Below are 18,256 nucleotides of genomic sequence, written 5' to 3' on the forward strand. Positions count from 1 at the left end.
GCTCGGTGGCTAGCGTGACACTCAGTTCCACCTCTGGATTCTGCTTTTGCTGGCCAACTCGCCCTTCGCACCAGGAAAAGAGCCCATGACCTCCGCCCTGCCCTCCACCTCCGTACAGACCTTCGCGACAGACATCCCCACCCCCGACGGGACCGTCGACGCGCATGTCTTCCACCCGGCCGAAGGCGGGCCGCACCCCGCCGTCCTCCTCTACATGGACGCGTTCGGGGTGCGCCCGCATCTCAAGGGGATGGCGGAGCGGCTGGCGGCGGCGGGATACGTGGTCCTGCTGCCGAACGTGCTGTACCGCGGCGGGCGGGCGCCCCTGGTGGAGCTGCCCGCGTTCATCAACCCGGCGGAGCGGCCGGAGATCATCGAGCAGATCCGCCCGGCGACACGGGGGCTGACGCCGGAGGCGGCGATGCGGGACGCGGGGGACTACCTGGACTGGCTGGCGGCCTCGCCCCTGACGAACGGCGGCCCGGCCGGCGTCACCGGCTACTGCATGGGGGCGGGGCTGGCGCTGCGGACGGCAGGGACGTACCCGGAGCGGGTGGCCGCGGCGGCCGGGTTCCACGGCGCGTACCTCGCGACCGACGCGCCGGACAGCCCCCATCTCCTCGCCGACCGCATCACCGCCGAGCTGTACTTCGGGCACGCGGACAACGACTCCACCAACCCCGCCGACCAGATCGGCCGCCTCGACCGGAGCCTCACCGCCGCGGGCGTCCGCCACCGCGGCGAGGTCTACGCGGGCGCCCACCACGGCTTCACCCAGGCCGACACCGCCATGCACAGCCCCGAGGCGACGGAACGCCACTGGACGGCCCTGCTGGATCTGCTGGCGCGCAACCTCTGAGGGGGACGGGCCGCGGGTACGGGCGGGCCGCGGGTACGGGCGAGCCGGGGGCACTGACCGGCATGGGCACTGACGGCACGGGCACTGACCGGCATGGGCACTGACGGCACGGGCACTGACCGGCATGGGCACTGACGGCACGGGTACGGACGGCCAGGGGTACTGAGCCGGGGCCGCGCACGCCGTGGTTGTCGTGCGCGGCCCCACCGCGGTCACCGAGCGGGTGTCACCGCCCGCCGACCACCCTCCCCAAGAACTCCGCCAGGGTGCGCGTGGCCGTGTTGTGGGCCGTGGCGGCGAAGAGCGGGTCGAGGTGGTTCATGCCCTCGTCGGACTCGTACGCGGCGTACGGGATGCGGGACTCGGCGACGACGCGTCGGGCGCTCTCCACGACGGTGCCCTTGGAGTAGCTGGTCTGGAAGGCGTAGAGGGGTATGTCGAGCCCGGGGGCGTGGCGCAGGCGCAGCCCGAGGGACCGGGCGAGGTCGGTGTCGGCGTAGGCGTCGCTGACGTCCAGGTCGACGGAGAGCCGGGCGGGCCAGTACCACTCCCACACCCCGGGCACGGGCCCCGCGTACGCCTCGGCGACCCGCCCGATCGGTGTGATCCCGTCGTCGACCCACCCCCGTACGCCACCGGCGTCGGCGTCGGCTTCGGCGGCGAGGTGCCCGGAGTGGACGCTGATGTCGTTCGGCCAGCCGAAGCCGGCGTCGACGAAGGAGCCGAGGAGCGCGGCGTTCGTCACCGGGAACGGCACCCGCAGTGCCTCGGGCACCCGGTCCTGCAGTACGGACCGCCCCCGGGGGTCGTGATGGGCGTACCACCCGGCGAGCTGGTACCAGATCTGGGTGCTCTCCGCCCGGCTGCCCAGTCCGACCCCGCTGAGCGTCATGTCGAACACCCGCCCGCCGGCGATCGCCGCGAGCCGGTCCCGGACCTCCTCCGGCGAGTCCTGCACGGGCGCCCCGGTCCCCTCGAACGCCCCGCGCACGCCCCCGTCGAGGACCGCCAGCCCCGCGAGATCCCGGTACCCGGGCCGTCCGTCGAAGTCCCAGGCCGCGTACGCCGACGCGGTGGTCGCACCCCAGGAGTGCCCGCCGAGCACGACCCGCCGCCGCCCGCCCGCGCGAGCGGCGAGCACGACGCACCGCAGGTCGTCGAGGGCACGCTCCAGCCCCCACCGCCCGATGAACCCGGCGGCGGCGGGCTCCAGGGACCGATACCGCCCGTCGAGGTAGTACCCGACGGGGTCCCCGCTCCCGCCCCCGAACCCACTTCGGTCGGCGAGGTTCTCCTCGCGCCGGTCGACGGCCCACACCTGAATCCCGGGCACCGAGGCCACCAGATCCCGAGCCATCAGCCGGAAGTCGTTCGCCGCCCCGAACATCCCCGGCACCAACACCACCACGGTCCCCGCGTCCCGCGGCCCCACCTTCAGCACATGCACCCGATCACTCCCGACGGGCCCGCCCCCGGCCCCGACCGCGATCGGCACATACACCTCCCCGCCCCCGCCGACCGACCCACCACGCCCCTGCCCACCGACAGCCGCCCAGGCACTCCGGCCTCCGGCCCCGACCCCGGCCAGAGCCAGCCCTCCGCCCAGCCCACCACGCAACATCGCCCTACGCGCCGGCCACTTCGTCATCTCCGGTCGTCTCCTTGAAAGTTGGGGGGTAACGACACTGGGCCAAGCTTCCTCCGGCGTGCGCAGCGGGCTGTCGCCGGGGCCCAGGTGTCACGGCGATCACCCCAGGCGGACCGGCAGTTCGGGCAGGCCTCTCAGGAGGGTGCTGGTGCGCCAGGTGAGGGCGGACGGGGTGGTGGCGAGGGCGAGGTGGGGGTGGTGTCGGAGGAGGAGGCGTAGGGCGATGGTGGCTTCGGTGCGGGCCAGGGGGGCGCCGAGGCAGTGGTGGAGGCCGTGGCCGAAGGCCAGGTGGGAGGTGGGGCGGCGGGTGAGGTCGAAGCGGTCCGGGGACGGGAAGTGGGCGGGGTCCCGGGAGGCCGCGGCCAGGGAGACCTGGACGGCGTCGCCGGGGGAGACGGGGGTGTCCGCGAGGACCAGGGGTTCGGCGGCGAAGCGCAACACCGTTCCGTGGACGGGGGAGTTGTAGCGGAGGGATTCCTCGATCGCCGCCCCCGTGAGGGTGAAGTCCGCGCGCAGGGAAGCCAGTTGGTCGGGGTGGGTGAGCAGGCTGTGGACGGTCGCCGAGATGAGGTTGACCGTCGTCTCGTGGCCCGCGACCAGGATCAGGAAGGCCATGCCCAGGAGTTCTTCGGGGGAGAGGGACTCGGTGTCCGTCGCCGCCAGTTCGCTCAGCAGGGTCTCGTCCGGCATCGCGCGTTTTCGGGCTATCAGGTCCGTCAGGTAGTCGGTGAGTGCCGCGGCCGCTCCTGCCGCCGCCTCCGGTGACGTCGGCATCACCAGCTCAGTCGACCAGTCGTGGAAGACGTCCCGGTCGGTGTCGGGGATGCCGAGGATCTCGCAGATCACGGCCACCGGGAGCGGCAGCGCGTACCGGCTCACCAGGTCGGCCGTGCCCTCGGCGGGCAGTTCCGCCAGCAGGTCGGTCGCCATCTCCTCGATCCGGGGGCGTAAGGCCGCCGTCCGGGCGGGCGTGAAGTGCGCGGCGACCGACCGGCGCAGGCGGCTGTGCTGCGGCGGGTCGCTCTGGAGCATGTTGACGCCGATGGCGTGGCCGCCGTCGGTGTCCCAGGCGGAGTGGCGGATGTCGTTGCTCAGCCGGGCGTCCGTCAGCGCGGCCCGCGCGGCGTCCCGGCCCACCACCAGCCAGCAGTCACCCGTCTGCGGGAGATGCACCCGGTGCACGGGGCCCTTCGCGCGCAGAGCCGCGTAGACCGGGTAGGGGTCGGTCGCGAAGTCGTGGCCGGCGGGGGCCAATTCGTCCAGCGTGGGTGCTCGCATGGTCCGGTCGTCGCCTTTCGGTTCGCGGAGGGAGGGAGAGAGGGAGCGGCGGCTGTTTCGTGGCGGCCGTGGGTGGTGGGCCGTCGGTGGGCCGGGGGTGGGCCGGGGGTCACCGGTTCCGGCCCGTCAGCCGTGCGGGAGCTATTCGGGGAGTGGTCCCCGTTTTGTCGCTCGACGATAACATCGGGGCATCGACGCCGGGGAGCAGTCCCCGCTTATCGCGGAGGATCAGGATGACCGTCGGTGCGGGCCGTGCGGGCCGTGCGACACCGCCGCCACGGCGGCGTGACGCGCAGCGCAACTGGGAGCTGCTGGTGGCGGCGGCCCACGAGGTGTTCACCGAGCAGGGCCTGGAAGCGCCGCTGGATGTGATCGCGCGCCGGGCGGGGGTGGGGAACGCGACCCTCTACCGGCACTTCCCGAGCCGTGCCACCCTCATCGACGCCGTCTTCCACGACCAGCTCACGGGCACGATGGCCGTCGGGGACCGGGTCCGGAACGCGCCGGACGCCTGGACCGGGCTGAACGAATACCTCGGGGCGGTCTTCGACACACTGGCGGCGGACCGGGGCACGAACGACCTCATGACCACGCATGTGCGGGGTGTCGACGTCCTGGAGGACGTGCACGCGCACAATCGGCGCACCGTGGAGTTCCTGCTGGGGCGCGGCCGCGACGAGGGGACGGTCCGTGCGGACGTCACCACCGAGGACGTCCTCTTCGCCCTCGCCGCCCTCGGCCGCGCCGTCCCCGCCCTCACCGCCGCGACCACCCCCGACGCCTGGCGCCGCCCTCTCGCCCTCCTCCTCGACAGCCTCCGCCCGCCCCGGTCCACGGCCACACCATCGCCACCCCTGCCCGAGCCGCCCCTCACCGCCGAGCAACTCGGTGAGGTGCTGGCGGAGTTGGGGCCGCATCGGGCGGCGAGGGGATGAGGGGACCGACTCACGCACCGGCGGGCCGATGGCTCACGCCTCTCACACCTCTCACGCCTTTCACGCCTCGTCGTCGACGGTGATCGCCGCCGCCGGGCAGACCGCCGCCGCCTCGCGGACGGCCGGGTGGTGCGGCGGGGGCGGGGTCGCGTCGAGGAGTACGACGATGCCGTCCTCGTCGCGTTGGTCGAAGACCTCGGGGGCGATCAGGACGCATTGGCCGGCGCCGCAGCATTTCGTCTCGTCGATGTGGACCTTCATCAGGCCTCCCTTCTTCACCAGACCTCCCTTCTTCACCAGCGCACCGGCACCTCGCGCAGGCCGCCGACGAGGAGGCCTTCGACCTTGCGCAACTCGTCTACGGGTACGGCGAGTTCGAGGGTGGGGAGTTTGCGGAGGAGGACGTCGAGGACGACCTGGAGCTCGGTGCGGGCGAGGGCCTGGCCGAGGCAGGAGTGGGGCCCGGCACCGAACGTGAGGTGGGGGTTGGGGCTGCGGGTCAGGTCCATCTCGGCGGGGGACGTGAACACGCGGTCGTCCCGGTTGGCGGAGGACATGCCGCAGAACACCGTGGTGCCGCCGGGCAGCAGTTCCCCGTCGAGGTCCACGTCCTCGCTCAGATAGCGCCGCATCCCGAAACCACCGAGGTTGGCGTCGAAACGCAGTACCTCCTCCACCGCCGTACGGACGAGGGAGGGATCGGCGAGCAGCTGCTCCCACCGGCTCCGGTCCGCCAGCAGCAGTGCGGCCATCTTGCCGATCATGTTCGCGGTGGTCTCGTGGCCGGCCACCAGCAACCCCATGCCGGTGGCGCGGAGTTCGGCGTCGGTGAGCCGTTCGGCCTCCGGCAGCGCGGTGCTCTCCGCGATCAGCATGCTGAGCAGGTCCTCGCCCGGCGCGGCACGCTTCGCCGCGACGAGGTCGGACATGTACCGCGCGAACTCCGTGAACGCCGCCCCCGTCTCCTCCTTCGAGAAGCGGCTGACGTTCAGGAACGCGTCGGACCAGTGCGAGAAGCGGTCGCGGTCCTCGGCCGGGGCGCCGAGCAGGTCGCAGATGACGTAGACCGGGAGCGGGAAGCCGAGGGCCGCCTTGAGGTCGGCGGGCTGCCCGCGCTCGATCATGTCGTCGAGCAGGGACTCGGCGACCCTCGCCATGCCGGGGCGCAGGGCCGCCATGCGTTTCGCGGTGAAGTACCGGCCGACCTGGCGCCGCCAGCGCAGATGGGGCTCGCCGGTCTCCGGGATCGCCAGCGTGTACTCGGGGGACGCGTCGGCCGCGACACCGCCTGCGCCGTCGGCGGAGAGCCGCGCGGTGTCGTCCCCGGCGCGCGGACGGGAGAAACGGGGATCGGAGAGGAGGGCGCGGACGTCGTCGTAACGGCTCACGAACGTCGCCCGGTCGCCGCTCGGCAGCTCGACCGTGGCCACCGGGCACCGCGCCCGCAGCCGCTCCCACGCGGCGGGCGGGTCCAGGGGGCCGTCGCTGGTCATCGGCAGCCGGACCACCTCGTCGTCCGGGCCCGTGCCGGTCCGGTCCTGGTTGTCCTGGTTGTTCCTGCTCGTCTCGACCTGGCTCATCGCGGCATCTCCTGGTGGGGGGGAGGGGAGGGAGACGGAAATGCACGCTACACAGGTAGTGCATCATGCATCAATGGTGCATCATGCACTCTCCCTGCATGGCGCAATCTCGACGTAGGGTGAGGGGCCCATGGAGGCCGCACAGCCAGGAGGAGACCGGTGGATGCCCGAGAGGCGGGGGAGCGCATCGAACGGGAGCTGCTGATCCTGACGCGGAACCGCGAGACGTCGACGCCCCGTGGTGTCCGCGACGGCGGTGCCCTGGACCGCAGCGCCTATGTGCTGCTCAGCAGGCTGGAGGCCCAAGGGCCCATGTCCATCCCGGACTTCGTGGAGGCGTTCGGGTTCAACGCGTCCACGTTCACCCGGCAGACCTCGGCGCTCCTGCGGGACGGCCTGGTGGAGCGGACCCTCGACCCCGACGGGGGAGTGGCCCGCAAGTTCCGTGTCACCGACAAGGGGTCGACGCGTCTGGCCGAGCAGCGCGAGGAGTTCGTCGCCGGCCTCACCGGCGTCATCGCCGACTGGCCCGCCGAACGCCTCCAGCGCTTCGTCGCCGACCTGGAGCAGTTCAACACCGACATCGAACGCGTCAGCGGACGTTCTTGGCCACGCCCGATGGCCGACGAACACTGACGGCGAAGGCCGCTGGCGACGGCTGACGGGCGAGCGCTGACGGCTGACGGGCGAGCGCCGACGGCTCGGGGGAAGGGATGACCGCCGACGGCTCGGGGAGGGGCTGACCGCCGACGGGACGGGGACGGGCTGACCGCCGGAGCGACGGTCAGCCCGCATGCGTCCGGTCCTACGTCAGTTCACGCACACGATCCCGAGCAGGCAGAGCCCCGAAGGTGACGTCGTCGCCGTGTCGGAGCCCGAACCGTCCGACGTGTCCGAGCCGGTGCCCGAGCCCGTGTCCGAGCCGGAGTCGTTGCCGCTTCCCGAGCCGGTGCCGGTGCCGGTGCCCGTGTCCGAGCCGGTGCCCTTGCCCGTGTCGCCCGCGGAGCCGGAGTCGTCCGTGGCCGGGGGCGTGGTCGTCTCGTCCGTCGGGGTGCCGGTGCCGGTGGCGGCGTCGGTGCCCGTCCTGCCGGTGCCGGAGGAGCCGGACCGCGACCCCTGAGCGGGCGGCGTGGCCGAGGCCGTACGGGGGGAGTTGGGGTGGTCCGCACGGGCGTTCGGCTTGTCCGCGGCGGAGCGGTCGCGCGAGGTGTCGCCGGACGGGGACCATGTCGTGGGGGTGTCCGAGGTGCGCTTGGCGTCGTCGGTCTCCGTCGCCGGCGTACGGCCGCGCTGCGAGCCCTGTTCCTCGACGGAGCCCAGGCTCTCGGCGTCCGGGGCCGTGGCCGCCTGGGTGCGGTCGGTGGACTGCCGGTCCATCCCCATGACGGTCAGCCCGCCGCCGACCAGCGCGACGGCGGTCGCGACCACGGCCCGGCGCTGGTTCTTCTTCCACCGCGCCAACTGGCGCCGCCGCGCGGCCCGCCCCTGCGGCGCCACCGGAACACCTTCGACGTCCACGTCCACGTCAACGTCCACGTCCAGGTCGGCGTCTGCGTCGATGTACCCGTTGCCGGACATCGCCCCTACCGTCGGGAGCCCCTTCGTCGGAGACCCGTCCGCCGGGAACCCCTCCATCGGCGCCCCGTCCGCCGGGAATCCCTCCACCGGCGCCGCGTCGTGCCAACCGTCGCCCGCCCGCACCCCGTACTCCCAGGTCGCCGCCGGCACCGGTGCGGCCGGTGTCGTCGGAGGCAGCGGGATCATCACCGACCCGGTCGTCGTCCCGGCCGACCGGGACGGGGCGACGCGGCTGTCGATCGTGGTCGGGGCTATGTCGGGCGCGTAGGCGCCGCAGCCGGGGCACACGAGGGCGCCGTTGAGATGTCGGCGACATGAGGAGCAGTAGTCCATCGAGGTCTTCCTGTGTTGGCATGCCGTCGACCCGCCGGGCCGCGGCCCGGTCACGTTCGCACGTGGGATCGAGCGGATCGAGCGGTCAGCAACGCTAACGAGCCATTCTCAGGGCTGTGTGCAGGCTGTGTGACGCTCCTGCGTGGATCCGCCGGGGACTTGGAGCCCGTTTCGCAGGGATGTGCCGGCATGTGTTTGACGCGTGCTCGCCACTCCTTGCGTCGAATTCCGCCTCAACAGGCAACCCGTGCACACCATTTACCAATCTCACAGGGTGCTCACAGGGCGACCGGGGCGAGTCCGGCCCGGGCCGAGGCGTGTTGGGGTGCGCCCGTGCCGTCGGCCGGCCGTCGTCCGTGGGCTGTCCAGTCCGATGCCTCTGACCATGGCACTCGCAGACGAGGAACCGATGACCAACCAGATGAACAGCCCGAACAGCCCGAACAGCCCGAACAGTCCGGAGACCGGCGGGGCGGCCGAGGGGGCGACCGGCCCCACGGGCGGTCGGGACCGCCGCAGCCGCCTGAAGCGGCCGGGCCTCGCCGCCCTGGCGTCGCTCACCGTGGTGGCCGCCGTCGCCGGAGCCGCGCCCGGAGCCGGTGCCGCGCCCGCCGCGACACCCGGCAAGCCGCAGCTCAAGCTGATCGCCGCGTCGAACTCCGTGACGCTCACCCGCTACGAGTGGGACGCGGGTGTCCAGCTGCAGCTGGGGACGTATGTCTCGGTCGACAACGCGCCCCTGGAGTTCCAGGTGACGCGGAAGTCGTACAAGGACCCGATCGTCGCCAAGCAGATCCTCCGCGACGGCAAGACCACGAAGACGAAGACCCTGCCGGCGGGCACCGTCGACGACTTCTCCGGGCTGAAGGGCTTCCTGGAGGTCTCGGTCAAGAACGCGGCGGGGGAGGAGGTCGCGACGAGCGACGGCAACTTCTGTCCGAACAACGCCTCGGGCCGGATCCGCCCGGACGCCCCGGCGACCAACCACTATCCGCAGAGCTGCCCCACCAACCCGTGGACGCTCGGCTCGGTGTGGGGCGTCGAGAAGGGCTGGGCCACCAACACCACCAACTGGGACTACGACAAGACGGTGGACCTGCCGGTGGGCGAGTACACCGCCGAGGTGGGGGTGGCGAAGAAGTACCGCGACCTTTTCGGCATCCCCGACGACCGGCCGACCATCAAGGTGACCGTGCGGGAGGAGACCGAGGAGGGCGAGGGCGCGGGCGCGGGCCTGACCACGTCGAAGTCCTCGTCGTCCTCCGCCCACCACGGCGGTGGGCACGGCGGCGGCCACGCCGCGCCGTCGGCCCCGGCCGGTCAGCCGGCCCAGGACAATCACCACTACGGCCCGCGCGGCGCCGACGCCCCGACGCCCCCCGAGCTGTCCTACGCCCTGCAGGACCGGGGGCTGGCGAACCACCTGGGCGACGGCACCGGCCACACCGACGGCTCCCGTATCGCTCCCGCCCTGAAGGCCGCCCCCAAGCGGCCCACCGGCAAGGCGGGCGCCCCGGCGAAGACCCCCAAGCCGGACCTGCGGTCGCTGCCCGCCTGGGACATCGCCATCACCGACGGCGAGGACGGCGACGTAGCCGGCAAGGACTACCTCGCCTTCAGCGCGAACGTCTGGAACGCGGGCCCCGCGCCCCTCGTCGTCGACGGTTTCCGCAAGCCGGGCGCCGACCTGATGGACGCGTACCAGTACTTCTACGACGCCGACGGCAAGCAGGTCGGCTACACCCCCACCGGCACCATGGAGTGGGACCCGCGCGAGGGCCACGAGCACTGGCACTTCACGGACTTCGCCAGCTACCGCCTGCTCAGCGAGGACCAGACCAAGGAGGTGCGCTCCGGCAAGGAGGCGTTCTGCCTGGCCAACACCGACGCCGTCGACTACACGGTGAAGAACGCCAACTGGCACCCGGAGAACACCGACCTGTCCACCGCGTGCGGTTCGCAGGACGCCATCTCCGTGCGTGAGGTCCTCGACGTCGGCTCCGGCGACACGTACACCCAGTACCGTCCCGGCCAGTCCTTCGACGTCACCGACCTGCCGAACGGCACGTACTACATCCAGGTCATCGCCAACCCGGAGAACCGTCTCCAGGAGACCAACCACAAGAACAACATCGCCCTCCGCAAGGTGATCCTGGGCGGCGACCCGGGCAAGCGCACGGTCCAGGTGCCGCCGCACGAGCTGGTCGACGCGAAGTAGCCGGAGCTTCGCCGACGAGACGGCAACGAACCCCCAGGCCCTGGGCCTGGGGGTTTCGCTGTGTGGGGAGTGTGCCGTGTGGGGGTGTGGCGCTGGGCGGGGGTGTTACGCCTTCGCCCCGGCGACCTCCGCCCGCTCCGCCGGGCCCTCGGGGGCCGGTGCCTGGACGGCCGCGCGGCGCTTCGGGATGAAGGAGGCGAGGAGGAAGGCGAGGAGGGCGGCGCCGGCGCCGATCGCCATGACGACCTTGAAGCCGTTCTCGGAGGGGAGGGCGTAGCCGCCGAAGTCGGTGGTCATCTGGGCGAGGATGACGCCGGCGAGGGCGCTGGCGAACGAGGTGCCCAGCGAGCGCATCAGCGTGTTGAGGCTGTTGGCGGCGGCCGTCTCGGACTCCGGCACGGCACCCATGATCAGGGCGGGCATCGCGCCGTAGGTGAAGCCGACACCGCCGCCGATGACGCAGGAGACCAGGACGAGGTGCCAGACCTCGCTCATCAGGACGATGTTGAGGCCGTAGCCGGCGGCGACGATCAGGGCGCCGGCCATCAGCGTCACCTTCGGCCCCTTGGCCTTGGTGAGCGCCGCGGACACGGCGGACATGGCCATCATCACCAGACCCTGCGGGGCCAGCACCAGACCGACGGTCATCATGGACCTGCCGAGGCCGTAGCCGGTCTGTTCGGGCAGCTGGAGCAGCTGCGGCAGGACCAGTGACATCGCGAACATCGAGAAGCCGAGCGCGATCGAGGCCAGGTTGGTGAACAGCACCTGCGGCCGGGCGGTGGTCCGCAGATCGACCAGCGGCTGCCTCGCCCGCAGTTCGTAGACGCCCCACGAGGTGAGGATCACGACCGCGGCGGCGAACAGTCCCAGCGTCGTCCCGCTCGTCCAGCCCCAGTCGCCGCCCTTGGAGACGGCCAGCAGCAGCGAGACCAGTCCGGCGGACAGCCCGAGCGAACCGACCAGGTCGAAACGGCCGCCGGTGCGCACCTTCGACTCGGGTACGACCATCAGGACCAGCAGGAAGGACAGGGCGCCCAGGGCGGCGGAGGTCCAGAACAGGAGGTGCCAGTCCCAGTTGTCCGCGATGAACGCGGCGGCGGGCAGACCGAGGGCGCCGCCGACACCGAGGGAGGCGCTCATCAGGGCGGTGGACCCGGCGAGGCGCTCGGCGGGCAGCACGTCCCGCATGACGCTGATGCCGAGCGGGATGACGGCGGCGGCCAGCCCCTGCAGACCCCGGCCGATGATCATCGGGACGAGCGAGTCGGCCAGGGCGCAGACCACCGAGCCGGACACCAGCAGCACGATGCTGAGCAGCAGCATCCGCCGCTTGCCGAACATGTCACCGAGCCGTCCCACGACCGGTGTCGCCACGGCGGCGGCGAGCAGGGTGGCGGTCACCGCCCAGGCGGTGTCCGAGGCCGGCGCGTCCAGCAGCTTCGGCAGCTCCGGCACGATCGGGATGACCAGCGTCTGCATCAGCGCGACGACGATCCCGGCCAGCGCCAGCACCGCCACCACGGCGTTCGGCCGCGGCGGGGTACCGGACCCCGCGTCGGCGGGTCGGGCAAGGGGGTGGGACATGGTGTGCCTCCGACGGGAGCGAGGGATGGGGAGGAAGGGGAGGAAGCCGTCAGGCACTCCCTTTGCTTGACTTACTCAACCATAAGTCGATTGCTTGACTTACGCAAGTTACTTTTTCTCGTGGAGATCCCGATCTCCCCGTCAGCCGGGCAGCGGCAGCTCGGCGACCACCTCGAAGCCGCCGTCGGGCCGTGGTCCGACCCGAAGGCGCCCGCCCGCCGAGTGGGCGCGCTCGCGCATACCGAGGAGGCCGTATCCGCCACCGGGGGAGGGGGTCGCGGATCCGGTCGTGTCCTGGCCGGTGCCGCCGCGGCCGGCGGTGCCGTTGGAGACGGTGAGGCGGAGCTGCTTCGAGGTGTAGGCGAGGCGGACCTCGGCGGTGCGGGTGGCCGCGTGCTTGGTGACGTTGGTGAGGGCCTCCTGGACGATGCGGTACGCGGTGAGCTCGGCGCCGGCGGACAGCGGCCGGGGCTCTCCCTCGCCTGTCACGGTGACCGTGAGCCCGGCGTTCTCGAACGAGGCTGCCAGTTCCGGGAGTTGGGCGAGACCGGGCGTGGACCCGGCGGGCTCGTCGTCGTCGCCCTCGGCGCGCAACAGCCCGACGGTGGCCTTGAGTTCGCGAAGGGCCGAGGTCGTGGTCCCGGCCAGTTCGGCGACGAGCCGCTCCGCCTCCTCGGGCCGGGTCCGTACGAACCGGCCCACCGCGCCGGCCTGGAGGTGGGCCAGCACGAGGTGGTGGGCGACGACGTCATGCAGATCCCGCGCGATCCGCATCCGCTCCTCGGCGACCCGCCGCTTGGCCTCCTCGTCCCGGGTCCGCTCGGCATGCTCGGCCCGCGCCTGCACCGCCTCCACGTACGCCCCGCGCAGGCGCGTCACCGTGCCGAGCGAGGTCGGCAGCAACAGCCAGGCCGTCGGCCCGATCAGCTTCAGCACCCACGGCTCCCCGTCGGGCCCCGCGAACAGCCCCGTCGCCACCAGCATCGCGATACCGGTGACGGTGAAGCAGTTGGCCGTCCTCCGGTTCGTCCGCACCGCCAGCGAGTGCAACGCGACCATCAACGGCGCCAGCAGCAGAACGGTGAGCAGGTAACCGAGCGCGCACGCCGTGATCGCGGCCCCGAGGGTCACCACCGCCGTCGTGCGCGGGCGATCGCGCCGCCACAGCAGAGCCACGCACGACACCCCGGCCAGCACCACGCCCGGCCACCACGGCACCCCCAACCCCTGCCCGGGCCACGCGATCAGACTCCCGGGGAACGCGCAGGCGAAGAGGGCGGTGGCGAGGGTGGCGTCGGCAGCCCGGCGGAGGCCTTGGGGGGCGGCCCGGTGCGGGTGGTCGGTGGTGGGGGTGCGGGTGGATGCGGAGGGATGGGGGCTCGCCGCGGGAGGGATTCTGGAGGGGTCCATGGCGGGTGAGGTCCTGTCCGAGTCGTCGTCGGTTTCCGTGCCGGTGCCGGTGCCGGTGCCGGTGCCGGTATCGGGTCGGTGGCAGGGCGGTGTCGATACCGACAGGCCCGGCGGCGGAATGGGGGGAGTGTTCCGGCCGCCGGGCCGCCGATCGCGCCGTGCCCCGTCCCCACGGGTCCGGCGCGCTGGGGCCGCCTCCGCTCTTGGCGACCCCGGTCCATGGGCTCGGCGTGCTCGACCGGGCCCCTTCTGATTGCTTGACTTACGCAATCACAATCGACTTACTTAAGTCAAGCAATCATCTGTCGGTGGCTCGCGGGAGGCCTTCCCGGCTGTCGATGTCAGTGGGTGGGGCTAGCGTGTGTGAGACGTCAATCCGGCACGCTTCAGGGGGACACCGTGACCACACTCGAAGGCCGCCCGAACACCGCACTCCTCGTCGTCGATGTGCAGCGCGACGTCGTACAGGAGGCCCACCAGCGCGACACGGTCGTCGCGAACGTGGCCGCGCTGGTCGAAGGGGCACGGCGGGGCGGGGTCCCCGTCGTCTGGGTGCAGCATTCCGACGAGGGCCTTGTGGAGGGGAGCGACGGCTGGCGGATCGTCCCCGAGCTGACCCCGGGCGATACCGAACCGCTCGTCCACAAGAGCTACGGCGACTCCTTCGAGGACACCACCCTTGAGGCCGTGCTCGCGGGTCTCGGGGTCGGCCGGCTCCTCGTCACCGGCGCGGAGACCGACGCCTGCATCCGCTCGACGCTCCATGGCGCGCTCGTCAGGGGATACGACGCGACGCTGGTCGGCGACGCCCACACCACCGGCGACAAGTCGGCGTGGGGTGCGCCGTCCCCGGACCAGGTCATCGCCCACACGAACCTGTACTGGACCTACCAGAAGGCGCCGGGGCGGACGGCCGGGACCGTCGAGACGAAGGACGTGGACTTCGGCGGGTTCTGACGGCACTGGGCTCGGCCGTGGGTGGGCACCAGGCGCGTCACGCCCACCCACGTCTCCTCGCTCGTCCAGGCGAGGACGGCCCGAACGCTCCAGTGACACCTCGGCCGGCTGTCGGTCGACCCGGCCGAGGAGGAGGGCCGTATCGGTCTACCGGCCGCGTCGAACGGCCGGATCCTCGCCGTCCCGATCCGCCGACGGCCCCGCTGGCCCGGCTCGGCGTCGGTCTGTGGCTCGCGGGTGCCCAGTGCCTGCGAAGGTGATCCAAGAAGTGTCGCGGGCGGTGTCGACGAGGTACCAGATGCGGCCGCTGCCGGTCACCTCGATCTGCCACTGTTCGCAGGTCTGTCCGCGGTGGGTGCCATGTGCCAGGCCGCCCTTGAGTCGGTGGTGCCGGGATGACTCGGCGGCCGGTCTGGGGGCGGTGCGCATGGTGATCCAAGCGCGGTAGGTGTTCTCGCGGGCCTGTTGGGCCAGGCTCTCCCAGCCTTTGGCCGAGGCCGCGTCCGCGAACCGGACGTCCCAGTGGCCGTCCGGTGCCGGGGGCGCGGCACGGTCGCCGCGGCCCGCGGCCCGCGGCCCGCGGTCACGCGACGTCCCGCGGGTCGGGTGCCGGTCCGTAGTCCTCGTCGTGGTCCCTGGTCAGGGCGGCCAGCAGCTCGGGGTCGGAGTAGACCTCAGCGGTGTGCTGCCAGGCGATGAGCAGCTGGGCGACGGACGCGCTGTTGCCGAGCGAGTCGGCGGCGCGCATGGTGTCGACCAGTTCGACGGCGAAAGCGTGGAGATCGGTGTCGGGCAGGAAACGGACCCACGGGAAGGCGTCCGGCAGTATGTCGAGGAGCAGTTCCATGCTGCCGGGCTCCCGGCGTGCCATCGCGGCCAGCATCCGGGTGGCGGCCGACACCACGGTCTGGTCCTGCTCGGCCCGCGCCGCGGTGGTGAGGACCAGATCCTCGCCGTCTCTGCGGTGCAGGAGCAACCTCGGCGATTCCTGGAGCCGGGCAAGCGTCTTTCTGTTCCTGTTCACCAGCTCGGAGAAGTTCACGGCTGCGTTCTCGATGGTCACGACTTTGAAACTACTTCGAAACTCGCCCTGGCGCCATCACTCGAAAGGCTGGCCGGCGCCGTTCGTTCGAGCAGTGCACAACCTTCTCCTACGCCAGGGTCAGTGTGGGCAAAGGTGCCGACTTGGTCGGCATGCGGAGCTGCGGGCCGGGCGCGGGTGTCGCGTTGCGGCCGCGGTCCGCGGCGAAGACGACCAGCCGGAGGATCAGGAAGCGGGCTGTACCGGCGAGGCCGGAGGCGCTCAGGTAGACGATCTGTTCCGTCAGTGTGCCGGGGGAGGTCTGTGCGGCGTGGAGGGCGAGCATCGCGGCACTCGTCGCGACGTACGCGGCGGCGGCCGAGCCCGCTGACTGCCAGTGCTGGCGCCAGCCGGGCCGGTGGGCGGCGCCGAAGGTGAAGCGGGCGTGGAGTTCGGTGCCGAGGAGGGTGGAGGCGATGGTGATGATCGCGTTGGCCACAGCCCAGGGCATCGAGTCGGCGAGGAGGGCCACCGCGCCGCTGGACAGGAGACCGACGCCGCCGCCGAACAGTACGAAGCGGGCGAACGAGGCGAGGGGGCCCGGGCCCGCGGGGGTCTGGGGCGCGTCGTCCATGGCGGTCTCCGTCCGCTCCGTGTGTCGCGGCTCGGGGGAGGGCGGCACTAGTTTGCTTAACTCACTCAACTATATAGATTTGCTTGAGTTAGGCAAGTACTCCGTTCGGAGTAGTCGGAAGTAGAGGGGGAGTGCGTTCGGAGGAGGTCCGTGACGCGTGTGCCTACTCGATCGGGACGGCCTGGCCGGTGACCCGGGTGCGGGGGTCCTGGGGTGACACGTCGATCCGCAGGTCGCTGGGGCGGCCCATGTCCTCGCCCTGGCGGATCGTGAGGGTGGTCGGGGCGGTGACCAGGCCGAGAGCGCGGAGGTAGCCGCCGAAGGCCGCTGCCGCAGCGCCCGTCGCCGGGTCCTCCACGACACCGCCCACGGGGAACGGGTCGCGGGCGTGGAAGTGGTCCGGGGACTCGCGCCACACCAGGTGGACGGTCGTCCAGTCGTGTCGCCGCATGACCTTGGCGAGGCCGTCGAAGTCGTAGTCCAGGTCCGCGAGGCGTGCGCGGGAGCCGACGGCAAGGACCAGGTGGTCGTTGCCGCCGAAGGCCACGTGCGGCGGCAGCGCCGGGTCGAGGTCGTCGGGGGACCAGCCGAGGGTCTTCAGGGTCGCGTCCAGTTCGGGGCCCGTGGCGGGGCGGGAGCGGGTCGGCACGCTGGTGAGGGTGGCGCGGGCCGTGCCGTCGGCGGCGTCGACCGTGGTCGCGACGGGGATCTCGCCCGCGAGGGTGTCGAGGAGGACCTCGCCGGGGCCCAGCCGCTCGGCGAGCGCCACGGCCAGGGCGACGGTCGCGTGCCCGCAGAAGGCCACCTCGGCGAGCGGGCTGAAGTAGCGCACCCGGAACCGGCGCGCCGTCTCGTCGGCGGCGGTGACGAAGGCCGTCTCGGAGTAGCCCACCTCGGCGGCGATCGCGAGCATCGTCGCGTCGTCGAGGCCGGAGGCGTCGAGCACCACCCCGGCCGGGTTGCCGCCCGCCGGGTCATGGGTGAAGGCCGAGTAGCGCAGGGTCTCGGGGCGCGGCGGCCCGGCCCACGGCCGGGGGCGGCTCATGGGGCTCGTTCCGTTCGCGTCGTCGGTCGTGACTTCGGTCGCCTCGTCGGTCATGTCGTCGGTCGTGTCTTCGGTCGCCTCGTCGGTCATGTCGTCGGTCGTGTCTTCGGTCGCCTCGTCGGTCATGTCGTCGGTCGTGTCTTCGGTCGCTTCGTCGGTCATGTCGTTGGTCATGTTGTTGGTCATGGCTCCACGCTGTCACCGCGTGGCGATCGCGTCCAACGATTGATTTCGATCCAGTCCATCGGTTATGTCGATGGGAGGCCTAGGCTGGCGCCGTGGACACCCGACTGCTGCGCACCTTCACCACCCTCGCCCGGACCGGCGGCTTCACCGCCACCGCCGCCGAACTGCACCTCGCCCAGTCCACGGTCACCGTGCACATCCGCACCCTGGAGCGGGAGTTGGGCACCCGGCTCTTCGACCGGCTGCCCACGGGAACGCTGCTCACCGAGGCGGGCCGGCGGTTGCTGGAGGGGGCGGAGGAGGTCCTCGACGCCGTGGAGCGGCTGCGGGCCGGTGGCGGTGACGGAGACGGGGTCGTGAGGGGGCGGGTGCGGGTCGGCACCCCGGAGTCCCTGTGCTCGACCAGGCTGCCGGGCGTGATCGTGGCCCTGCGCGCGCATCACCCCGAGGTCGACGTCGACCTGTACGCGGCCGGTACGGCGGAGTGTGTCGCGGGGCTGCGGGCCGGGCGGCTGGATCTGGCGCTGCTGCTGGAGGGCGAGGCCGACTTTCCGGAGGTGACGGCCGAGCCGGTCGCGCGCGAGCCACTCGCCCTCGTGTGCGCTCCCCGCCATCCGCTCGCGACGCGTACGCGCACGGCCACCTGGGCGCAGCTGGCGACGGAGTCCTTCTTCCTGCTGGAGCAGGGGTGTTCGTACAGCGACGAGCTGGAGCGGCGGCTGCTCGCCGTGCCCGGGGCCGGTCCCCGGCTGACCCGGTTCGGCAGTGTGGACGCGGCGCGGTCCTGCGTCGCCGCCGGGCTGGGGCTGGCGCTGTTGCCGCTGACGACCGTCGAGGAGCATCTGAGTCAGGGGCGGCTGACGCGGGTGCGAGGGCCGCGCTTCGCGGATGTCCCCGTGCGGCTGGCCCGGCACCGCAGACGCTGGACGGCACCGGCGGCGGAGGCGTTCGCGCGGGAACTGGTACGGCAGTTGGACGTCTGAGAGA

Annotated in this window: 16 protein-coding genes; 6 read left to right on the forward strand and 10 right to left on the reverse strand. The window is 72.2% G+C overall.

What is annotated here, in order from left to right; genetic code table 11:
• The first annotated feature begins 85 nt into the window (after window positions 1–85).
• On the forward strand, window positions 86–859 hold the full coding sequence (locus OG272_RS25995) for a dienelactone hydrolase family protein (protein WP_405894989.1): 774 nt from the start codon (window positions 86–88) through the stop codon (window positions 857–859).
• A gap of 226 nt (window positions 860–1,085) precedes the next feature.
• Here the strand turns inward: OG272_RS25995 and OG272_RS26000 are convergent, their stop codons facing one another.
• Both OG272_RS26000 and OG272_RS26005 read right to left on the reverse strand, forming a co-directional pair.
• Complete coding sequence (locus tag OG272_RS26000) at window positions 1,086–2,306, reverse strand: alpha/beta hydrolase (protein ID WP_327728669.1); 1,221 nt, start codon at window positions 2,304–2,306, stop codon at window positions 1,086–1,088.
• A 300-nt stretch (window positions 2,307–2,606) separates the two neighbouring features.
• Window positions 2,607–3,785, reverse strand: a complete 1,179-nt coding sequence (locus OG272_RS26005; protein WP_327728668.1) for a cytochrome P450 — start codon at window positions 3,783–3,785, stop codon at window positions 2,607–2,609.
• Window positions 3,786–4,018: 233 nt separating this feature from the next.
• Between OG272_RS26005 and OG272_RS26010 the strand changes: the two genes are divergently transcribed.
• Window positions 4,019–4,720: a helix-turn-helix domain-containing protein gene (locus OG272_RS26010; RefSeq protein WP_327728667.1), complete on the forward strand. Its 702-nt coding sequence runs from the start codon at window positions 4,019–4,021 to the stop codon at window positions 4,718–4,720.
• 60 nt (window positions 4,721–4,780) lie between these two features.
• Here the strand turns inward: OG272_RS26010 and OG272_RS26015 are convergent, their stop codons facing one another.
• Together OG272_RS26015 and OG272_RS26020 are read right to left on the reverse strand one after the other, a co-directional pair.
• Complete coding sequence (locus OG272_RS26015) at window positions 4,781–4,981, reverse strand: ferredoxin (protein WP_326585709.1); 201 nt, start codon at window positions 4,979–4,981, stop codon at window positions 4,781–4,783.
• Window positions 4,982–5,013: 32 nt separating this feature from the next.
• On the reverse strand, window positions 5,014–6,300 hold the full coding sequence (locus OG272_RS26020) for a cytochrome P450 (RefSeq protein WP_405894992.1): 1,287 nt from the start codon (window positions 6,298–6,300) through the stop codon (window positions 5,014–5,016).
• Window positions 6,301–6,459: 159 nt separating this feature from the next.
• On the opposite strand from OG272_RS26020, the gene OG272_RS26025 reads away from it, so the two are divergent.
• Window positions 6,460–6,936 carry a MarR family transcriptional regulator gene (locus tag OG272_RS26025; RefSeq protein WP_326580268.1) on the forward strand — a complete coding sequence of 159 codons (477 nt, stop codon included), beginning with the start codon at window positions 6,460–6,462 and terminating at the stop codon, window positions 6,934–6,936.
• A 174-nt stretch (window positions 6,937–7,110) separates the two neighbouring features.
• Here OG272_RS26025 and OG272_RS26030 read toward each other — a convergent pair whose 3' ends face one another.
• Window positions 7,111–8,211: a hypothetical protein gene (locus OG272_RS26030; protein WP_405894993.1), complete on the reverse strand. Its 1,101-nt coding sequence runs from the start codon at window positions 8,209–8,211 to the stop codon at window positions 7,111–7,113.
• Between the two features lie 385 nt (window positions 8,212–8,596).
• Here OG272_RS26030 and OG272_RS26035 point away from each other — a divergent pair, with 385 nt between their 5' ends.
• Window positions 8,597–10,429, forward strand: a complete 1,833-nt coding sequence (locus OG272_RS26035) for a lysyl oxidase family protein (protein ID WP_327728665.1) — start codon at window positions 8,597–8,599, stop codon at window positions 10,427–10,429.
• Between the two features lie 105 nt (window positions 10,430–10,534).
• Here the strand turns inward: OG272_RS26035 and OG272_RS26040 are convergent, their stop codons facing one another.
• Together OG272_RS26040 and OG272_RS26045 are read right to left on the reverse strand one after the other, a co-directional pair.
• Window positions 10,535–12,016 (reverse strand): MFS transporter, encoded by a 1,482-nt coding sequence (locus OG272_RS26040; RefSeq protein ID WP_327728664.1) that lies wholly within the window; start codon window positions 12,014–12,016, stop codon window positions 10,535–10,537.
• 141 nt (window positions 12,017–12,157) lie between these two features.
• Window positions 12,158–13,426: a sensor histidine kinase gene (locus tag OG272_RS26045; RefSeq protein WP_405894995.1), complete on the reverse strand. Its 1,269-nt coding sequence runs from the start codon at window positions 13,424–13,426 to the stop codon at window positions 12,158–12,160.
• A gap of 399 nt (window positions 13,427–13,825) precedes the next feature.
• Here OG272_RS26045 and OG272_RS26050 point away from each other — a divergent pair, with 399 nt between their 5' ends.
• A complete protein-coding gene (locus OG272_RS26050; RefSeq protein ID WP_327728662.1) occupies window positions 13,826–14,383 on the forward strand; it encodes an isochorismatase family protein in 558 nt (185 codons plus the stop codon).
• Between the two features lie 583 nt (window positions 14,384–14,966).
• Here OG272_RS26050 and OG272_RS26055 read toward each other — a convergent pair.
• The 3 genes from OG272_RS26055 to OG272_RS26065 all read right to left on the reverse strand — a co-directional run bounded on the left by OG272_RS26055 (window position 14,967) and on the right by OG272_RS26065 (window position 17,083).
• Window positions 14,967–15,446 (reverse strand): hypothetical protein, encoded by a 480-nt coding sequence (locus OG272_RS26055; protein WP_405894996.1) that lies wholly within the window; start codon window positions 15,444–15,446, stop codon window positions 14,967–14,969.
• Window positions 15,447–15,534: 88 nt separating this feature from the next.
• Window positions 15,535–16,038 (reverse strand): GtrA family protein, encoded by a 504-nt coding sequence (locus OG272_RS26060; RefSeq protein WP_327728660.1) that lies wholly within the window; start codon window positions 16,036–16,038, stop codon window positions 15,535–15,537.
• Between the two features lie 163 nt (window positions 16,039–16,201).
• Window positions 16,202–17,083, reverse strand: coding sequence for a PhzF family phenazine biosynthesis isomerase (locus tag OG272_RS26065; RefSeq protein ID WP_405896076.1), 882 nt, complete (start codon window positions 17,081–17,083; stop codon window positions 16,202–16,204).
• 278 nt (window positions 17,084–17,361) lie between these two features.
• Between OG272_RS26065 and OG272_RS26070 the strand changes: the two genes are divergently transcribed.
• Window positions 17,362–18,252, forward strand: a complete 891-nt coding sequence (locus OG272_RS26070) for a LysR family transcriptional regulator (RefSeq protein ID WP_327728659.1) — start codon at window positions 17,362–17,364, stop codon at window positions 18,250–18,252.
• Window positions 18,253–18,256 lie beyond the last annotated feature (4 nt).

The organism is Streptomyces sp. NBC_00104 (assembly GCF_045160825.1).
Lineage (GTDB): Bacteria > Actinomycetota > Actinomycetes > Streptomycetales > Streptomycetaceae > Streptomyces.